12 protein-coding genes, 1 pseudogene and 1 riboswitch are annotated in these 14,254 nt (G+C 70.7%); of the genes and pseudogenes, 6 read left to right on the top strand and 7 right to left on the bottom strand.

Translation table 11 applies throughout. The features are described 5' to 3' along the window. Positions 1-8 precede the first annotated feature (8 nt). The gene (locus ACQHII_RS28350) at positions 9-1,466 is read right to left on the bottom strand and encodes a tetratricopeptide repeat protein (protein WP_427921956.1); all 1,458 of its coding nucleotides are present in this window, start codon (positions 1,464-1,466) and stop codon (positions 9-11) included. 207 nt (positions 1,467-1,673) lie between these two features. On the opposite strand from ACQHII_RS28350, the gene ACQHII_RS28345 reads away from it, so the two are divergent. Together ACQHII_RS28345 and ACQHII_RS28340 are read left to right on the top strand one after the other, a co-directional pair. Continuing rightward, entirely contained in the window at positions 1,674-2,204 is a 531-nt protein-coding gene (locus tag ACQHII_RS28345) for a DUF6668 family protein (protein ID WP_427921955.1), read from the top strand. 119 nt (positions 2,205-2,323) lie between these two features. Beyond that, positions 2,324-2,932: a flavodoxin family protein gene (locus ACQHII_RS28340; protein ID WP_427921954.1), complete on the top strand. Its 609-nt coding sequence runs from the start codon at positions 2,324-2,326 to the stop codon at positions 2,930-2,932. Here ACQHII_RS28340 and ACQHII_RS28335 read toward each other — a convergent pair. The 3 genes from ACQHII_RS28335 to ACQHII_RS28325 are packed head-to-tail and all read right to left on the bottom strand — an operon-like array spanning position 2,922 to position 6,052. Further along, positions 2,922-3,797 carry an ABC transporter permease gene (locus tag ACQHII_RS28335; protein WP_427921953.1) on the bottom strand — a complete coding sequence of 292 codons (876 nt, stop codon included), beginning with the start codon at positions 3,795-3,797 and terminating at the stop codon, positions 2,922-2,924. The genes ACQHII_RS28340 and ACQHII_RS28335 overlap by 11 nt on opposite strands. Then, the gene (locus tag ACQHII_RS28330; protein WP_427921952.1) at positions 3,784-4,797 is read right to left on the bottom strand and encodes an ABC transporter ATP-binding protein; all 1,014 of its coding nucleotides are present in this window, start codon (positions 4,795-4,797) and stop codon (positions 3,784-3,786) included. The genes ACQHII_RS28335 and ACQHII_RS28330 overlap by 14 nt, the downstream gene beginning before the upstream one ends. Positions 4,798-4,834: 37 nt before the next feature. Then, the gene (locus ACQHII_RS28325; RefSeq protein ID WP_427921951.1) at positions 4,835-6,052 is read right to left on the bottom strand and encodes a LolA family protein; all 1,218 of its coding nucleotides are present in this window, start codon (positions 6,050-6,052) and stop codon (positions 4,835-4,837) included. Between the two features lie 316 nt (positions 6,053-6,368). Between ACQHII_RS28325 and ACQHII_RS28320 the strand changes: the two genes are divergently transcribed. Next, a complete protein-coding gene (locus ACQHII_RS28320) occupies positions 6,369-6,896 on the top strand; it encodes a hypothetical protein (RefSeq protein ID WP_427921950.1) in 528 nt (175 codons plus the stop codon). A 6-nt stretch (positions 6,897-6,902) separates the two neighbouring features. On the opposite strand, the gene ACQHII_RS28315 is transcribed toward ACQHII_RS28320, so the two are convergent. Beyond that, entirely contained in the window at positions 6,903-7,913 is a 1,011-nt protein-coding gene (locus ACQHII_RS28315; protein WP_093627373.1) for a polyprenyl synthetase family protein, read from the bottom strand. A gap of 208 nt (positions 7,914-8,121) precedes the next feature. Between ACQHII_RS28315 and ACQHII_RS28310 the strand changes: the two are divergent. From ACQHII_RS28310 to ACQHII_RS28300, 3 genes and pseudogenes are all read left to right on the top strand, one after another. Next, positions 8,122-9,289: pseudogene (locus tag ACQHII_RS28310) on the top strand (peptide MFS transporter). Positions 9,290-9,304: 15 nt separating this feature from the next. After that, a complete protein-coding gene (locus ACQHII_RS28305) occupies positions 9,305-11,299 on the top strand; it encodes a CocE/NonD family hydrolase (RefSeq protein WP_427921949.1) in 1,995 nt (664 codons plus the stop codon). A gap of 263 nt (positions 11,300-11,562) precedes the next feature. Further along, a riboswitch (cyclic di-AMP (ydaO/yuaA leader) is annotated at positions 11,563-11,734 on the top strand. 3 nt (positions 11,735-11,737) lie between these two features. After that, positions 11,738-12,205 carry a transglycosylase SLT domain-containing protein gene (locus tag ACQHII_RS28300; protein WP_200711651.1) on the top strand — a complete coding sequence of 156 codons (468 nt, stop codon included), beginning with the start codon at positions 11,738-11,740 and terminating at the stop codon, positions 12,203-12,205. 89 nt (positions 12,206-12,294) lie between these two features. On the opposite strand, the gene ACQHII_RS28295 is transcribed toward ACQHII_RS28300, so the two are convergent. After that, positions 12,295-13,101, bottom strand: coding sequence for an HAD family hydrolase (locus ACQHII_RS28295; RefSeq protein ID WP_427921948.1), 807 nt, complete (start codon positions 13,099-13,101; stop codon positions 12,295-12,297). Between the two features lie 106 nt (positions 13,102-13,207). Then, entirely contained in the window at positions 13,208-14,236 is a 1,029-nt protein-coding gene (locus ACQHII_RS28290; RefSeq protein WP_427921947.1) for a LacI family DNA-binding transcriptional regulator, read from the bottom strand. Positions 14,237-14,254: the final 18 nt, after the last annotated feature.

Below are 14,254 nucleotides of genomic sequence, written 5' to 3'. Positions count from 1 at the left end.
GGCGGGGTTCAGTCGGCGGCCCGGCGGGCGCGTTCGGTGAGGCGGCCCATGCGGGCGCGGGCGGACTCCAGTTGCTCGATGTCGTCGACGGCGGGGCCGTCCTCGGTGGCGAGTTCGGTCCACAGGTCGATCAGGGCGCGGCCGAGGGACAGGCCCTGCCCGGGGTCGCGTACGGCGCGCCAGGCGGTGGCCGCGCTCTGGACGTTGCCGTAGGCGCCCTCCGCGTCGTGGGCGCGGTGGCGGATGCCGGCGAGGTCGAGGGAGAGGTGGAAGGAGCGGACCGGGTCACCGGCCAAGTAGGCGATGTAGGCGGTGAGTTCGCGCAGCCGCAGCACTTCGAGGTGGTCGGTCCCGAGGGCGCCGGCGGCCTCGTCCACGGTCCGTTCCGCGAGCCCCGCAGCCTCCTCGATGCGGCCGGCCTTCACGGCCTCGTTGATCAGCGCCATCGGCTCCGCGAGAAACGCGACACCTTCACCGGCGGTCGCCACCGGGTCGTCCCCGAGCACGGCCTCGGCCACCGCGTCGAACCCACGGGCGGGCGTCGGCTTGGGATCGGGTTCGGGGGCGGTGAGCACGAGGTCGGGGATGGGGGCCGGTGCGGGGGCGGGCGCGGGTTGGGAGGCGCGCTCCGCGGTGAAGGGAAGCGGCTCCGCGGTGAAGGGCAGCCGTTCCGCGGTGAAGGGCAGCCGTTCCGCGTCGGCCGGCGGTGCGTCCGCGACCGGCGGAAGGGCGGGCAGGGCCTGTGCCGGAGCGTCCATGCTCGGCGGCGGGCCGAACTGCCCCGTCGGGGCCTGGACCGAGCCGAGCGGCATGCCGGTCTGCGCCGATTCCGGTACGGCGGACAGGGGGAACGTCGGCGCGGTCGCCCCCGCCGACTCGGGCACCGCCCGCAACGGGAACGTGGGGACCACCTGCCCCGCGGCCCCACCCTCCGGCTCCGGCTCCGGCACCGCCCGCAGCCGATGCGTCGCCGGATCACCGTCCGCGAGGCGGTCCTCCGGCTCCGGGTGCCGCTCCGCCGCTACGACCGCTGCGGGCGCCGGCGGAAGGGCGGGTGGGAGGGCGGGCTGCGGCGGTGGAAAGCCCGCCGGAGCGCCCGTGTCCGAGGGCGCCGCCGCGAACTCACCCCCCGCGGCCATGCCACCCGCCCCCGTCGCCTGCGGCTCCGCCGTGAAGTGCGTGGAGCCGTCCAGGTCCATCTGGAGGGGGACGACGTAACCGATGCGGTCGTCGTGGATCGTGGCGTGGACGGGGTGGCCGGTGGCCGTGGCGATGCGGTGGAGGTGGGTCAGGACGACCTGCTGGATCTCCTCGCCGGGGGGCACGGTGACCGGCACGCCGCCGATCGACGCGCCGCCCGCGCCCGGACCGTCCGCCGGGACGCGTACCTCGAAGGGTGACGCCGCGGGTGCCGAGCGTGCCGCTCGCTTCTGTTCCCGCTTCTTCTCGCGGCTGAGTCGAGACATCGGTTCCCTCACTCGCATGCGCCGGGGAGCCGGCCGGCGCTCCCCAGCGTCAAGATCCGTTCGTACGCGTACTGTTGAGTCTCGCCGTTCCCTTCCGGTTCTCAGGTCACCGCGACGTCACAGCCTCGTCCCAGGAGTTCCCGGACCCGTCGCGCCCGTTCGGAGACCGTGAGGATCCGGCGGGGGCCACGAGGGAGGAGCTCGGTCATGCAGACAGGTGGACGGCAGGGGCCGGAGATCTGGCTCCGCGGACCGGTGGACGACGGTCCGCACGCGGGGGCACCGGAAGCGCCCGGGCGCGTCTCCAGTATCCCCGCCTCCCCGCGCCTCTTCTCCTGGGTCGCCACCCACGGCGGCGCCGGCGTCACCACCCTCACGACGGTCTACGGCGGCCAGGACTGCGGACGCGACTGGCCCGGGCCCCAGGACCCTCCGTCGGTGCTGTTCGTCGCCCGTACGCACGCGGCCGGGCTGGCGTCCGTCTCGCGGGCCGTGGAGATGTTCCGGCGCGGTGCGGCGCCGACCGGGCTCGACCTCGACGCGGTGGTCCTCGTCGCGGACGCGCCGGGGCGGCTGCCGCGCGAGCTCGCCGCGTACGTCAGGGCGATCGAGTCGGTGATCGACGTGTACCGGGTGCCCTGGGTACCTGCCTGGCGGCTGGGCGACCTGAGCGGTGAGCCGCCGCGCGAGACCGAGGCGCTGGTCCGGCTCACGGGGGCCGACCGGCACGCCCGCTGACCGACACTCCGTAGTCCCGTGCCTCACCGCCTCACCGCCCCATGGACAAATAGTTGCGTGCGCATATAATGCAAGCAGCTATAAAGCCCGCACGCCGACTATCCGTCTCCGAGGGACCCATGACCCGCCGCTTCCTGTTCGTCCTCGGCAGCGCCCGCACCGACGGCAACACCGAGCTGCTCGCCCGCCGGGCCGCCGAGCAGCTCCCCCCGGACGTCGAGCAGCGGTGGATACGCCTCGCCGAGCACCCGCTCCCCGACTTCGTGGACATCCGGCACGACGGTCCCGTCCAGCCGCCCGCCGACGACAACGTCGGGCAGCTCCTGGACGCCACCCTCGCCGCGACGGACATCGTGATCGCCTCGCCGGTCTACTGGTACTCCGTGTCTGGTCTCACCAAGCGCTACCTGGACTACTGGTCCGACTGGCTGCGGGTCCCCGGCGCCGACTTCAGGGCGACGATGGCGGGCCGCACCCTCTGGGGCGTCTCCGTCCTCGCCGACGAGGAGGAGTCGGTCGCCGACCCGCTGAACGGTCTGCTCCACAACTCCGCCGCCTACCTGAAGATGCGCTTCGGCGGGGTCCTCCTCGGCAACGGCAGCGCGCGCGGCGACATCCTGAAGGACACCCGGGCACTGGCCCGGGCGAAGACGTTCTTCGCGCGGGACGCGGCCCTCGCCCGCTTCCCCCACGAGACCGAGGGCCGACCGGGCGCCCCTACGCCGTGATGTCCTTCGCCGTGAACCTCGCCCACGCCGCCGAGCCGAACACCGCCGCGTACAGCGCCTGGAGGCCGAGGTTCTTCACCAGGTCGTCCCAGTAGACCGGGTCGCGCATGAGGTCGGCGAAGGACAGCCAGTAGTGGGAGAAGAAGTACGGCTGGAGCGCGTGCAGTTGGGGGATCTGGTCGAGGATCTGGACGGTGATCAGCAGGCCCACGGTCGTCGCCATCGCCGCGATGCCGCTGCTCGTCATCGTCGAGACGAAGAGCCCCAGGGCCGCCACGCCGATGAGGGAGGCGGCGACCACGAGCGCGATCAGCAGGGCCCGGCCGAGGCCGTCCGCGAAGCTGATCTGGGTGCCGGAGATCGTCGTCAGGTCCCCGAGCGGGAAGAGGAGTGCCCCGACCGTGAGCGCCGAGAGCGCCACGACCAGGGTGGCCACCAGGCAGAACGTCATCACCGTCGCGTACTTGGTGAGCAGCAGTCGGGTGCGGCCGGCCGGGGCGACGAGGAGGTAGCGGAGGGTGCCGCTGCTGGCCTCGCCGGCGATCGCGTCGCCCGCGACGACCCCGATGGCCATGGGGAGGAAGAACGGCAGGGTCGCGGCCAGGGCGGTGAACACCAGGAACAGGCCGTTGTTGGTGATCTGCGCGATGAAGGCGGGCCCTCCCCCGCCGTCCCCGCGTCCGGGCCCGGCCCCGTCCTGGGTCTCCAGCTTGACCGCGATGCCGACCAGGATCGGCACGGCGGCCAGGACGCCGAGCAGGGCTAGGGTGCGCCAGCGGCGGAACGTGGTCACCAGCTCGCTGCGCAGCAGTCCGAAGGTCCACACCAGGCGCGGCGCCCGTACGGCGAGGTCAGCCTGCGACATCGAAGCCCTCTCCCGTGAGCGCCACGAACGCGTCCTCCAGGGAGGCCCGTTCGACGCCGAAGCCGCGGACGCGGACCCCGGCGGTCACCAACGCCTTGTTCACCTCGGCGAGTTCACGGTCCGGCGGCTCGGCCGTCACCCGCTCATCGGCCACGACCACGTCGGCCAGCCCCTGTTCCTTCAGCACCCGGGCCGCGTCGCCGGTGTCGGGGGTCGTCACGAACAGCCGTCCCCTCGTGCCCGCGGCCAGCTCGGCCACCGAGCCCTGGGTGATCAGTCTGCCCTGGGCCATCACGGCCGCGTGGGTGCAGACCTGCTCGATCTCGTCCAGGAGGTGGGAGGAGAGGAAGACCGTCGTGCCGTCGGAGGCCAACTCCCGGATCAGGGAACGGATTTCGCGCATGCCCTGCGGGTCGAGGCCGTTGGTCGGCTCGTCCAGGACGAGCAGTTTGCGGGGCTGGAGCAGTGCGGAGGCGAGGCCGAGGCGCTGCTTCATGCCCAGGGAGTAGGCCTTGGCCTTCTTGCCGGAGGCCGCCATCAGGCCGACCCGGTCGAGGGCGGCGGCGACGCGGTCCCGCCGGGTGCGCGGGTCGGCGGTCGGGTCGGCGGCGTCGTAGCGCAGGAGGTTGTCGCGGCCGGAGAGGAAGCCGTACAGGGCGGGGCCCTCGATCAGGGCGCCGACGTGCGGCAGGACCGTGCGGACGGATCTCGGCATGGGGCGGCCGAGGACGCGGGCCGTGCCGGAGGTGGGTTCGATCAGGCCCATCAGCATGCGGATGGTGGTGGTCTTGCCGGAGCCGTTGGGGCCGAGGAAGCCGAAGACGCTGCCCGCCGGGACGGTCAGGTCGAGACCGTCCACGGCGAGCTGTCCGCCGCGGAAGCGCTTGGTGAGGCCGCGGGTGGCGATGATGCCGCCGTCGCCCGCGATCACCTGCCCCGACTCCCCTTCCGGGCCAAAGCCCTGCTCGGACTCCGGCTCGGTGGCGGACGGTTCGTCCATCGGCTCCCTCAATTCCCGTGCTTCACAAGATACTTGCCTACTTCGCCGCGTCGGCCGCCTTCACCAGCGCGCTCTTGGTGACCGCGCCGACGTAGACCTTGCCGTCGTCGGTGACCAGGGCGTTGATCAGCCGGGTCGAGTAGACAGTGCCCGAGCCGAAGGAGCCCTTCACCTGGTCGCCGAGCGAGCTGAGGAAGCCGCCGAGGTCGCCGCCGGACGAGGAGCCGCCGGTCGGGATGCCCTGGCCGCCGGTCTCGAAGACGGCGATGGAGTTCCAGCCCTTGCCGAGGACCGTCGGCTCGTCGGTGCCCTTGCCGAGGCCCTTGTCCGTCTTGTCGTTCTTGCCGGACGGGGCGGAGTGGTCCGGAGTCGCCTTCTGCGCGCTGTCCTCCGTGGTGACCTTCGCGCCCTTGGGCACCTTGAAGTCGAAGGTCGAGGCGGCCGGCTTGGCGAGGCTGAGCTGGGTGAAGCCGACGTCGACGACGGCCGCGCCACCGCTCGCCGGGGTGAGCGTGAACTTGAGCGGCAGGCCGGTCTTGGCGTCCACCGCGACGCTGATCGTGCCGACCGTCGTGCCGGACTGCTTGGGCTTGATCAGCAGCTTGTAGGCGTCGCGGCCCGCGACGTGCTCCGTGCCGTCGACCGTGACCGAGGTGGTGTCGTCGACCGACTTCAGCGCCTCGTCGGTGAGGCCCTTGGGCGTGGCCCGGGTCTCGTCGCTCTTGGCCGTGTCGGCGGAGGTCGTGGCGTGGTAGACCTCGTTCGACTGGCTGTCGTAGCCCCAGACGTCCTTGCCGTTGTGGATGAGGCTGTACTCCGCCGCGTTCTCCAGCAGGGAGACCTTCTGCTTGTCGGGGCCGTCGGCCGCGACGCGCAGGGTGTGGCTGCCGGAGGCCAGCTCGGTGAGCTTGGCGGTGGGGTCGGCGGAGGAGCCGTCGCCGGACTTCGTGGCGCCGGACAGCATGCTGCTCTCCAGGCCGCCGAGGTCGGGCAGGCCCAGGTCCGTGCTGATCTTCACGGTGCCGGACAGCTGCTGGACGTCCGACTTGGCGACCTTGTCGAGGAGCTGCTGTGCGGTGATCTTCGGGAGATTCGGGTCGCCGGAGTCGGCGAGCGCCGGGACCAGTCCGATGGTCGCCGCCGCCACCCCCACCACGGTGACCGGGACGATGTACCGCGCCGCCCTGCGCCGCCCGGACCGGAGCTCGTCGGCCTCTCCGGTGTCCGTGCTGTCGTCGGTTTCGTACGGTGCCATGTCTGCCTTACCTCCGTCGTCGGCGGCGGCCTGTCGCGTCCTGCACTCGTCCCACCCTGTGCCGCCATTCTCACCCGAATCGGTGAGGAGTGGTGATTTCCGTGTTCTCCATCTGACCAAATCCACCGGGGATAAGCGTCAGACCCGGGAGCCAACTCCGCGTACGACTGGGGTATGACACGCGGAGGCGGCGCCTCCTCGAAACCCCTAGGGGGAAGACGCCGCCCGCGCAGGGCAGTTGACCGACATCGAGTAGAAACCTTCTCGAATCCGTACATATGGGTGGCAGCACACCGCATCGACCGAAGGGGTCGCCATGCACGCCACCCAGCACCTCACCGGATACGCGGCCACGGGCGCCGCGGTCCTGGCACTCGCGCTCGCCGGATGCGGAAGCAGCGGCGGCGGTGGAAACGGCGGCTCGGCCGGCGCTCCGGCCGCGGTCACCACGTCGACGACCCTCATGACCGCCAAGGTCGGCAAGGTGGGCACCGTCGTGACCGACAGCAAGGGGTACGTCCTCTACCGCTTCGACGCCGACTCCATCCACCCGACGAAGGTCAGCTGCTACGGCACCTGTGCCGTGGTCTGGCCCGCCGCGACCGTCAAGGGCTCCGTCACCGTCAAGGGCATCGACAGGAAGCTCGTCTCGACGGTGAAGCGCTCCGACGGGACCTCCCAGCTCACGCTGGCCGGGTGGCCCCTCTACCGGTACGCCAAGGACGACCAGCCCAAGGAGGCCTACGGCCAGGGCGTGGACGGCACCTGGTGGGCGGTGACGCCCACCGGAGCGAGGGCCACGGCCACCACCTCCTCCGGCAGCACGGGAGGGAGCGGCTACTGAACGGGCTCAGCCCGCGCGGTGCACCACCGCGTCGCACATCTCCAGGAGGGCGACCTTGGCGTCGCACTCGGGGAGCGGGGCGAGGGCCGCGCGGGCGTCCTCCGCGTAGCGGACGGTGTCGCGGCGGGCCTGCTCCAGGGCCGGGTGGTCGCGGAGCCGGGAGATGGCCTCGGCGAGGCGGTCGTCGTCCGTGAGGTCGGAGTCGAGGAGTTCGCACAGGGCGATGTCCTCGGCCAGGCCCAGGCGGTCCGCGCGCTCCCGGAGCCGTAGCACCGGCAGGGTGGGGATGCCCTCGCGCAGGTCCGTGCCGGGGGTCTTGCCGGACTCGTGGCCGTCGGAGGCGATGTCCAGGACGTCGTCGGCGAGCTGGAAGGCGACGCCGAGGCGCTCGCCGTACTGGGTGAGGACGTCGACGACGGTCTCGTCGCAGCCGGACATCATCGCGCCGAACCGGCAGGCGACCGCGACCAGGGAGCCGGTCTTGCCGCCGAGCACGTCGAGGTAGTGCTCGACCGGGTCGCGCCCGTCGGACGGTCCCGCGGTCTCCAGGATCTGGCCGGTGACCAGACGCTCGAACGCCTCGGCCTGCACGCGCACCGCCTCGGGGCCGAGGTCGGCCAGGGTGTGCGACGCGCGCGCGAAGAGGAAGTCGCCGGTGAGGACCGCGACGGAGTTGCCCCAGCGGGTGTTGGCGCTCTCCACGCCCCGGCGCACGGCCGCCTCGTCCATCACGTCGTCGTGGTACAGCGTGGCGAGGTGGGTCAGCTCGACGACGACGGCCGAGGGCACGACACCCGGCGCGTAGGGATCGCCGAACTGCGCGGCGAGCATCACGAGGAGCGGCCTGAACCGCTTCCCGCCCGCGCGCACGAGATGCTGGGCGGCCTCCGTGATGAAGGGCACCTCGCTCTTGGTGGCTTCGAGCAGACCCTCCTCGACTGCCGCCATTCCGGCCTGGACATCGGCTTCCAGAGCCTGGTCCCGCACGCTCAGCCCGAACGGCCCGACGACGGTCACGAGGGGTCTCCTGTCTGCTGGTGTCCCTGGGCGGTCACACGGATTGTCGATAGGTCGCTGCCATCACTCAAGTCAGCGTATCCGGTCGGCTTTCGATCACCCATGCCGCCCACCCCGTCCACCCCAGGCGGTATCGGATCATGACCGGTATGTTTTTGATCACCTGATAAGAACGGATATTTATCGACTTGGGTGGAAGCGGTGAATCGTGTCTCGTACCGCGCTTGAAGCCGAGCCCGCCGACCAGCCGCCCCCCGGGGACGACCACGCCTTCTTCGGCCAGCCCAAGGGGCTGCTCACGCTCTCCGGACTGGAGGTCTGGGAGCGTTTCTCGTTCCTGGGCATGCAGGCCATCCTCGTCCTCTACTTCGCGGATACCGTCGCGCACGGCGGCATGGGCATGTCGTCCGGAACGGCCGCATCCGTATCCGCAGCCTACGGAACCCTGGTCTATCTCGTCTCGGTCGCGGGCGGCTGGCTCGCCGACCGCATCCTCGGCTCGTACCGCGCGGTGTTGTGGGGCGGGGTCCTCATCGCCTGCGGGCACTACGCGATGGCGGTCCCCACGGGCACGATGACCTGGGCCGGCCTCGGCCTCATCAGCGCCGGGACCGGCCTGCTCAAGCCCAACGTGGCCACCATGGTCGGCAAGCTCTACCGCACCGACGACGAACGCCGGGACGCCGGATTCGCGCTCTACTACATGGCGATCAACATCGGCGCCTTCGCGGGCCCGCTGATCACCGGCTGGCTCGGCGACCACGAGGGCTGGCACTGGGGCTTCTCGGCCGCCGCGATCGGCATGACCTTCGGGCTGATCCAGTACGTCGCCGGCCGCCGCCATCTCGCCGGGCGCAGGAACACCGCCGAGTTCGCACTCGCACCGGACGCGCTGCGCCGCGCGGTACGGCTGATCGTCGTAGGAATCCTGGCGGCCGCCGTGCTCGCGACCGCGCTGTCCCTCGCCGGCCGGCTCACCATGGGCCGCTTCGTCGACCTGCTCACGGTCATCTCGGTCATCGCTCCGGTCGTCTACTTCGCGGTGATGTTCATGAGCCCCCGCGTGACCCCCGAGGAACGCGGCCGACTTCGTCGGCTCGTACTTCCTGCTCGGCCTCGGCGACATCCTCCTGGAGACCTCGGGCATGTCGGCCACCACGAAGCTCGCCCCGGCCGCCTTCTCCAGCCAGACCATGTCCCTCTGGTTCCTGTCCCTCGCCCTCGCGAACGGCATCCAGGCCCAGACGGTGAAGCTCTACGACGACGTCTCCAAGCCGGCCTACTTCGGCGTCAACGGCGCGATCGCGGTGGCCGCGGGCCTCGCCGTGATGGCCGCCGCGCCCTGGCTGCGCCGCACCATGCACCCGGTCCACTGAACCCAGGGGTCCCCCATGCGCATCCGTACGTCCTTCCCCCACGAGACGGCCCACGAGGACATCCGCATCCCGATGCCCGACGGAACACGCCTCTACGCGCGCGTGTGGCGCCCGCTGACGGACGAACCCGTACCGGCGCTCCTCGAATACCTCCCGTACCGCCTGACCGACTGGACCGCGCCGCGGGACGCCCAGCGCCACCCCTGGTACGCGGGCCACGGCTACGCCTCCGTACGGGTCGACGTCCGGGGCCACGGCAACAGCGAGGGCGCGCCCGGCGACGAGTACGACGCGCAGGAACTCGCCGACGGCGTCGAGGTCGTCAACTGGCTTGCCGCGCAGCCCTGGTGCACCGGCAAGGTCGGCATGTTCGGCATCTCCTGGGGCGGCTTCAACTCCCTCCAGATCGCCGCCCTCGCGCCGGAACCCCTGAAGGCGATCGTCACCGTCTGCTCGACCGACGACCGCTACGACAACGACGTCCACTACATGGGCGGTTCGGCCCTCGCCGTCGACCTGCACGCCTGGGCCGCCACCATGCTCGCCTTCGTCGCGCGCCCGCCGGACCCCGAGTACGCGGGCCTGGTCTGGCGCGACCTGTGGCTCAAGCGCCTCGAACGGATCGACCCGTTCATCCACACCTGGCTCGCCCACCAGCTCCGCGACGACTACTGGAAGCACGGCAGCGTCTGCGAGGACTACGGCGCGATCGGCGCCGCCGTCCTGGCGGTGGGCGGCTGGCACGACCCGTACCGTGACACGGTCCTACGACTTCTCCAGCACCTCCCGCCGGAACGGGTGCGCGGCCTGATCGGGCCGTGGTCGCACCAGTACCCGGACCGGGGGCTGCCTCCCGGTCCCGCGATCGGCTTCCTCCAGGAGACCCTGCGCTGGTGGGACCACTGGCTGAAGGACATCGACACGGGGGTCATGGAGGAGCCTCCGCTACGGGCCTACGTCAGCGACTCGCACCCTCCCGCCACGGTCTACGACACCCTGCCGGGCCGTTGGCTCGGCGAGCCCGCGTGGCCCTCGCCCAACGTGAAGACGACGACGTACGGCCTCCGGGGTGCGCCCGTGCTGGTCCGCTCCCCCATGCACACCGGGGTGGACGCGGGCCGTTTCTTCCCGTTCGGGAACGACGCCGATCTGCCGCCGGACCAGCGGGACGAGGACGCCCGGTCGGCGTGCTTCGAGTTCGAGGTGCCGGCCGAGACGTGGGTGCTGGGGCGGCCGAGGGTGCGGCTGCGGCTGACCTGCGGTGTGCCGCGCGGGCAGGTGATCGCGCGACTGTGCGATGTCGCGCCGGACGGCTCGTCGACGCTGGTCACCCGGGGTGCGCTGAACCTGTCGGCTCGGTTCGGGCGGGATCGGGCGGTGCCGTGGACGCCGGGGGCCACGGAGGACGTGACCTTCGAGCTGAACGGCATCGGGCACGCCTTTCCGCCCGGGCACCGGATCCGGCTCGCAGTGTCGTCGGCGTACTGGCCGTGGATCTGGCCGCAGCCGGAGTCGGGGGCCGGGTTCACGCTGGATCCGGAGGGGAGCGCGATGGAACTTCCGGTGCGGGAGCGGGAGTTGGGTGCTCCTATTCGCTTCGACGAGCCCGAGGAGGCCGCGCCGATCGGGGTCAACTACCCGGCCACGCTGGACGAGCCGCGGCCCGAGCGGCTGGTCGTACGGGATGTGGCGAAGGGCGAGTGGCGGCTGGAGGTGGATCCCCGGTACGGCGGCACGCGTGTGTATCCGGACGGCTTGGAGTTCACCGAGGACGCGCTGGAGACGTACACGATCGACGAGTCGGATCCGCTGTCCGCCCGGACGCGGTCCGACTGGACGATCCGGCTGCATCGGCCGGAGCTGGGCTGGGACACCACCGTGCGGACGCGGTCCGAGATCACTTGCGACGAAACGGACTTTATTACCTCGAATGAGGTGATCTGCACCGAGGGCGGTGAAGTGATCTTTCACCGCACTTGGGAGAAAAGGATTCCGAGAACTGCCAGTTGAGGATGAATGCCCGATTTGCCGTTCTTAATCCTGCCGTGAGTTGGGTCACGCGTTTCTGTGCATGGCCTGTGGTCCTGTGTTTTTACGTTTCCCCTTGTGGTTATTGACAGTTGAACCTTGGCTTACGCAAAGGATCAAGTGCCCCATACGCCTCAGACAAAGGTCAATAGGGGTTAGGTGTGATTCCGCCACTTGTTCCGGACATGTGCTCTCGCATAGTTTCCGGGCCTGTCGAGCGGAACGCCGAATCCTGCCGCCGCCCGGCATCCCAGTCACGAACTTCTCGCACGGCAGGAGCGGGGGACCCAGGTAAGTCGCCGGACCGGTCAGCTCGACCGGGACGGCTTGGGGTTAAGTCACGTCCGTGAGGGCGTGGCCGGGCACCTCCCAGCCCGAACCCGACAGCTCACCTCGCAGGCGACGGAGAGGAACCTCGTCATGCCTGCATCCGCTCAGTCCCGCCGTGCTCGCCTCGTCCGCCGTGTCGTTGTCGCCGGTACCGGTGTCGCGATCCTCGCACTGCCCGTCGTGGGGGCGACCACCGCGTCGGCCGCGACGACCTCGTCGACCACGGTCGCCGGGTACCCCAACACCCTTGACGGGTGGATCCGCGAGTCGCTCGCGATCATGGCGCAGAAGGGGATTCCCGGTACGTACAACGGGATCTACCGCAACGTGATCCGTGAGTCGTCCGGCAACCCGTACGCGATCAACAACTGGGACTCCAACGCGGCGGCGGGTACGCCGTCGAAGGGGCTGCTCCAGGTGATCGACCCGACGTTCAACGCGTATCACGTTGCCGGGACTTCGTTCGACCCGTACGACCCGGTTGCGAACATCACCGCCGCCTGCAACTACGCGGCGGCCGTGTATGGGTCCATCGACAACGTTTACGGGGCTTACTAGAAACTGTTGGATCGGCCACGACGGGTTGTGTTTTGAGTGGCACCGCCGTCGTGGCTGGTCGCGCAGTTCCCCGCGCCCCTGAAAGACCTTCAGCTGAGGAGTCTTTCCAGGACCAGGGCGATTCCGTCGTCCTCGTTCGACTTCGTCACCTCGTCCGCCACCGCCTTGAGTTCGGGGTGGGCGTTCGCCATCGCCACTCCGTGGGCCGCCCAGTCGAACATCGGGATGTCGTTCGGCATGTCGCCGAAGGCGATGGTGTCGGACGGGGTCAGGCCCAAGTGGCGGGCGGCGAGGGCGAGGCCGGTCGCCTTGGTGATGCCGAGTGGCTGGAGTTCGACGGTGCCGGGGCCCGACATGGTGACCGAGGCCAGGGAACCGACCACCGAGCGCGCCGTGGACGCCAACTCGTCGTCCGCCAGGGCCGGGTGACGGAGCAACACCTTGCTGATCGGTTCGGACCAGAGGTCGTCGCGCCTGCCCACCCGTACCGCGGGGAGCGTGGGGTGCGGCATCAGGTAGCCGGGCTCGATGAGGGTGAGGCCGTCCACTCCGTCCTGGTCGACCGCCGCGTAGACCTGGCCCACTTCCGCCTCGATCTTGCCGAGCGCGGTCTCCGCCAGCTCACGGTCCAGGGTGACCGACCAGAGCAGACGGTCCGCGCCGGCGTCGTACAACTGCGCGCCCTGTCCGCACACCGCGAGCCCCCTGCTGCCGAGGTCTTCGAGGAGCGGGCGCACTCTCGGGGCGGGCCTGCCGGTGACGACCAGGTGCCGGGCGCCGGCCGCCGCCGCCCTCGCGAGTGCGATGCGGGACCGGTCGGAGAGCGTGTCGTCGCCGCGCAGCAGCGTTCCGTCCAGGTCGGTGGCGATCAGTGCATATGCGAGGGGTGCGGCCATGATCAGAGAATACGGATGGAACGCCCCACCGACTCGACACGAACCGGACGGCTGCTGCCTTCACATGCGTTGACCCGAGTTCCGGTTGGTTTGACAGTTACGGCGGTTATGCCGACTCCCGGATCACCAGTTCGGTGGGCAGGATCACGCCGGCCGTGTCCTCGCCGGCGATCTGGGCCAGGAGCATGCGGACCATCTCGGCGCTGATGCGGTCGTAGGGCTGGCGCATGGTCGTGAGGGCCGGGGTGATCGCCGTGGCCGCCGCCGAGTCGTCGAAGCCTCCGACAGCGATGTCATCCGGGACCGAACGGCCGGATTGCTGGAGGGTGTTGACCACTCCGAGGGCCATGAGGTCCGAGGCCACGAACACCGCGTCTATGTCGGGGGCCCGCGTGAGGAGTTTGCGGGCTGCTTCCTCGCCGCCCGTGCGGCGGTAGTCGCCTTCCACTACGAGTGCGGGGTCGTGGGGCAGGCCCGCCTCCGTGAGGACGTCCCGGTAGCCGGCCAGGCGGTCGGGGCCGCCCGGGGCGTCGAGCGGGCCGGTGACCATCGCGATGCGGCGTCTGCCGCGGGAGATGAGGTGGCGGACCATCTCCTGGGCGCCGTCGCGGTCGGCGGCGGCCACGTAGCTGTACTTGGAGGCGGGGCCCAGCGGCTTGCCGCAGGCCACCAACGGGATGCCGGCGTCGCGGAGTTCGGCCGCGACCGGGTCGCCGCTGTGGTTGGAGACGAGGAGGACTCCGTCGACGTGGCCCGAGGTGATGTACCTCGTGAGGCGGCGGCGGTCGTCCCTGGAGGAGGCCAGCATCAGGAGCAGCGGGATGTCGTGGCGGGCCAGGTGTTCGGTGCAACCCCGCAGCAGGACGTTGAAGTTGGGGTCCTCGAAGAACTTCTCCTGCGGCTCGGTGAGGAGGAACGCCACCGAGTCCGACCGTCCGGTGCTCAGGGAGCGGGCGTGCCGGTTGACGACGTAGCCCGTCTTCCTGATCGCCGTCTCCACGGCGGTGCGGGCGGCCGGTGAGACGTAGTGGCCGCCGTTGAGGAAGCGGGAGACGGTCCCCCGGGAGACTCCTGCCTCCCGGGCCACGTCGTGGATGGTGGGCGGTTTGCGGCGTCCGTTCGGACTGGTGGTCATGGTCCTCGTTCTGGGGTT

The organism is Streptomyces sp. cg40 (genome assembly GCF_050320165.1).
Lineage (GTDB): Bacteria > Actinomycetota > Actinomycetes > Streptomycetales > Streptomycetaceae > Streptomyces > Streptomyces hokutonensis.
This window is presented reverse-complemented; position numbering and strand designations above follow the sequence as displayed.

Bases quoted from the DNA above. Each gene is read 5' to 3' on its own strand.
- ACQHII_RS28350 (WP_427921956.1), bottom strand. From the start codon at position 1,466: ATGTCTCGACTCAGCCGCGAGAAGAAGCGGGAACAGAAGCGAGCGGCA.
- ACQHII_RS28345 (WP_427921955.1), top strand. From the start codon at position 1,674: ATGCAGACAGGTGGACGGCAGGGGCCGGAGATCTGGCTCCGCGGACCG.
- ACQHII_RS28340 (WP_427921954.1), top strand. From the start codon at position 2,324: ATGACCCGCCGCTTCCTGTTCGTCCTCGGCAGCGCCCGCACCGACGGC.
- ACQHII_RS28335 (WP_427921953.1), bottom strand. From the start codon at position 3,797: ATGTCGCAGGCTGACCTCGCCGTACGGGCGCCGCGCCTGGTGTGGACC.
- ACQHII_RS28330 (WP_427921952.1), bottom strand. From the start codon at position 4,797: ATGGACGAACCGTCCGCCACCGAGCCGGAGTCCGAGCAGGGCTTTGGC.
- ACQHII_RS28325 (WP_427921951.1), bottom strand. From the start codon at position 6,052: ATGGCACCGTACGAAACCGACGACAGCACGGACACCGGAGAGGCCGAC.
- ACQHII_RS28320 (WP_427921950.1), top strand. From the start codon at position 6,369: ATGCACGCCACCCAGCACCTCACCGGATACGCGGCCACGGGCGCCGCG.
- ACQHII_RS28305 (WP_427921949.1), top strand. From the start codon at position 9,305: ATGCGCATCCGTACGTCCTTCCCCCACGAGACGGCCCACGAGGACATC.
- ACQHII_RS28300 (WP_200711651.1), top strand. From the start codon at position 11,738: ATGCCTGCATCCGCTCAGTCCCGCCGTGCTCGCCTCGTCCGCCGTGTC.
- ACQHII_RS28295 (WP_427921948.1), bottom strand. From the start codon at position 13,101: ATGGCCGCACCCCTCGCATATGCACTGATCGCCACCGACCTGGACGGA.
- ACQHII_RS28290 (WP_427921947.1), bottom strand. From the start codon at position 14,236: ATGACCACCAGTCCGAACGGACGCCGCAAACCGCCCACCATCCACGAC.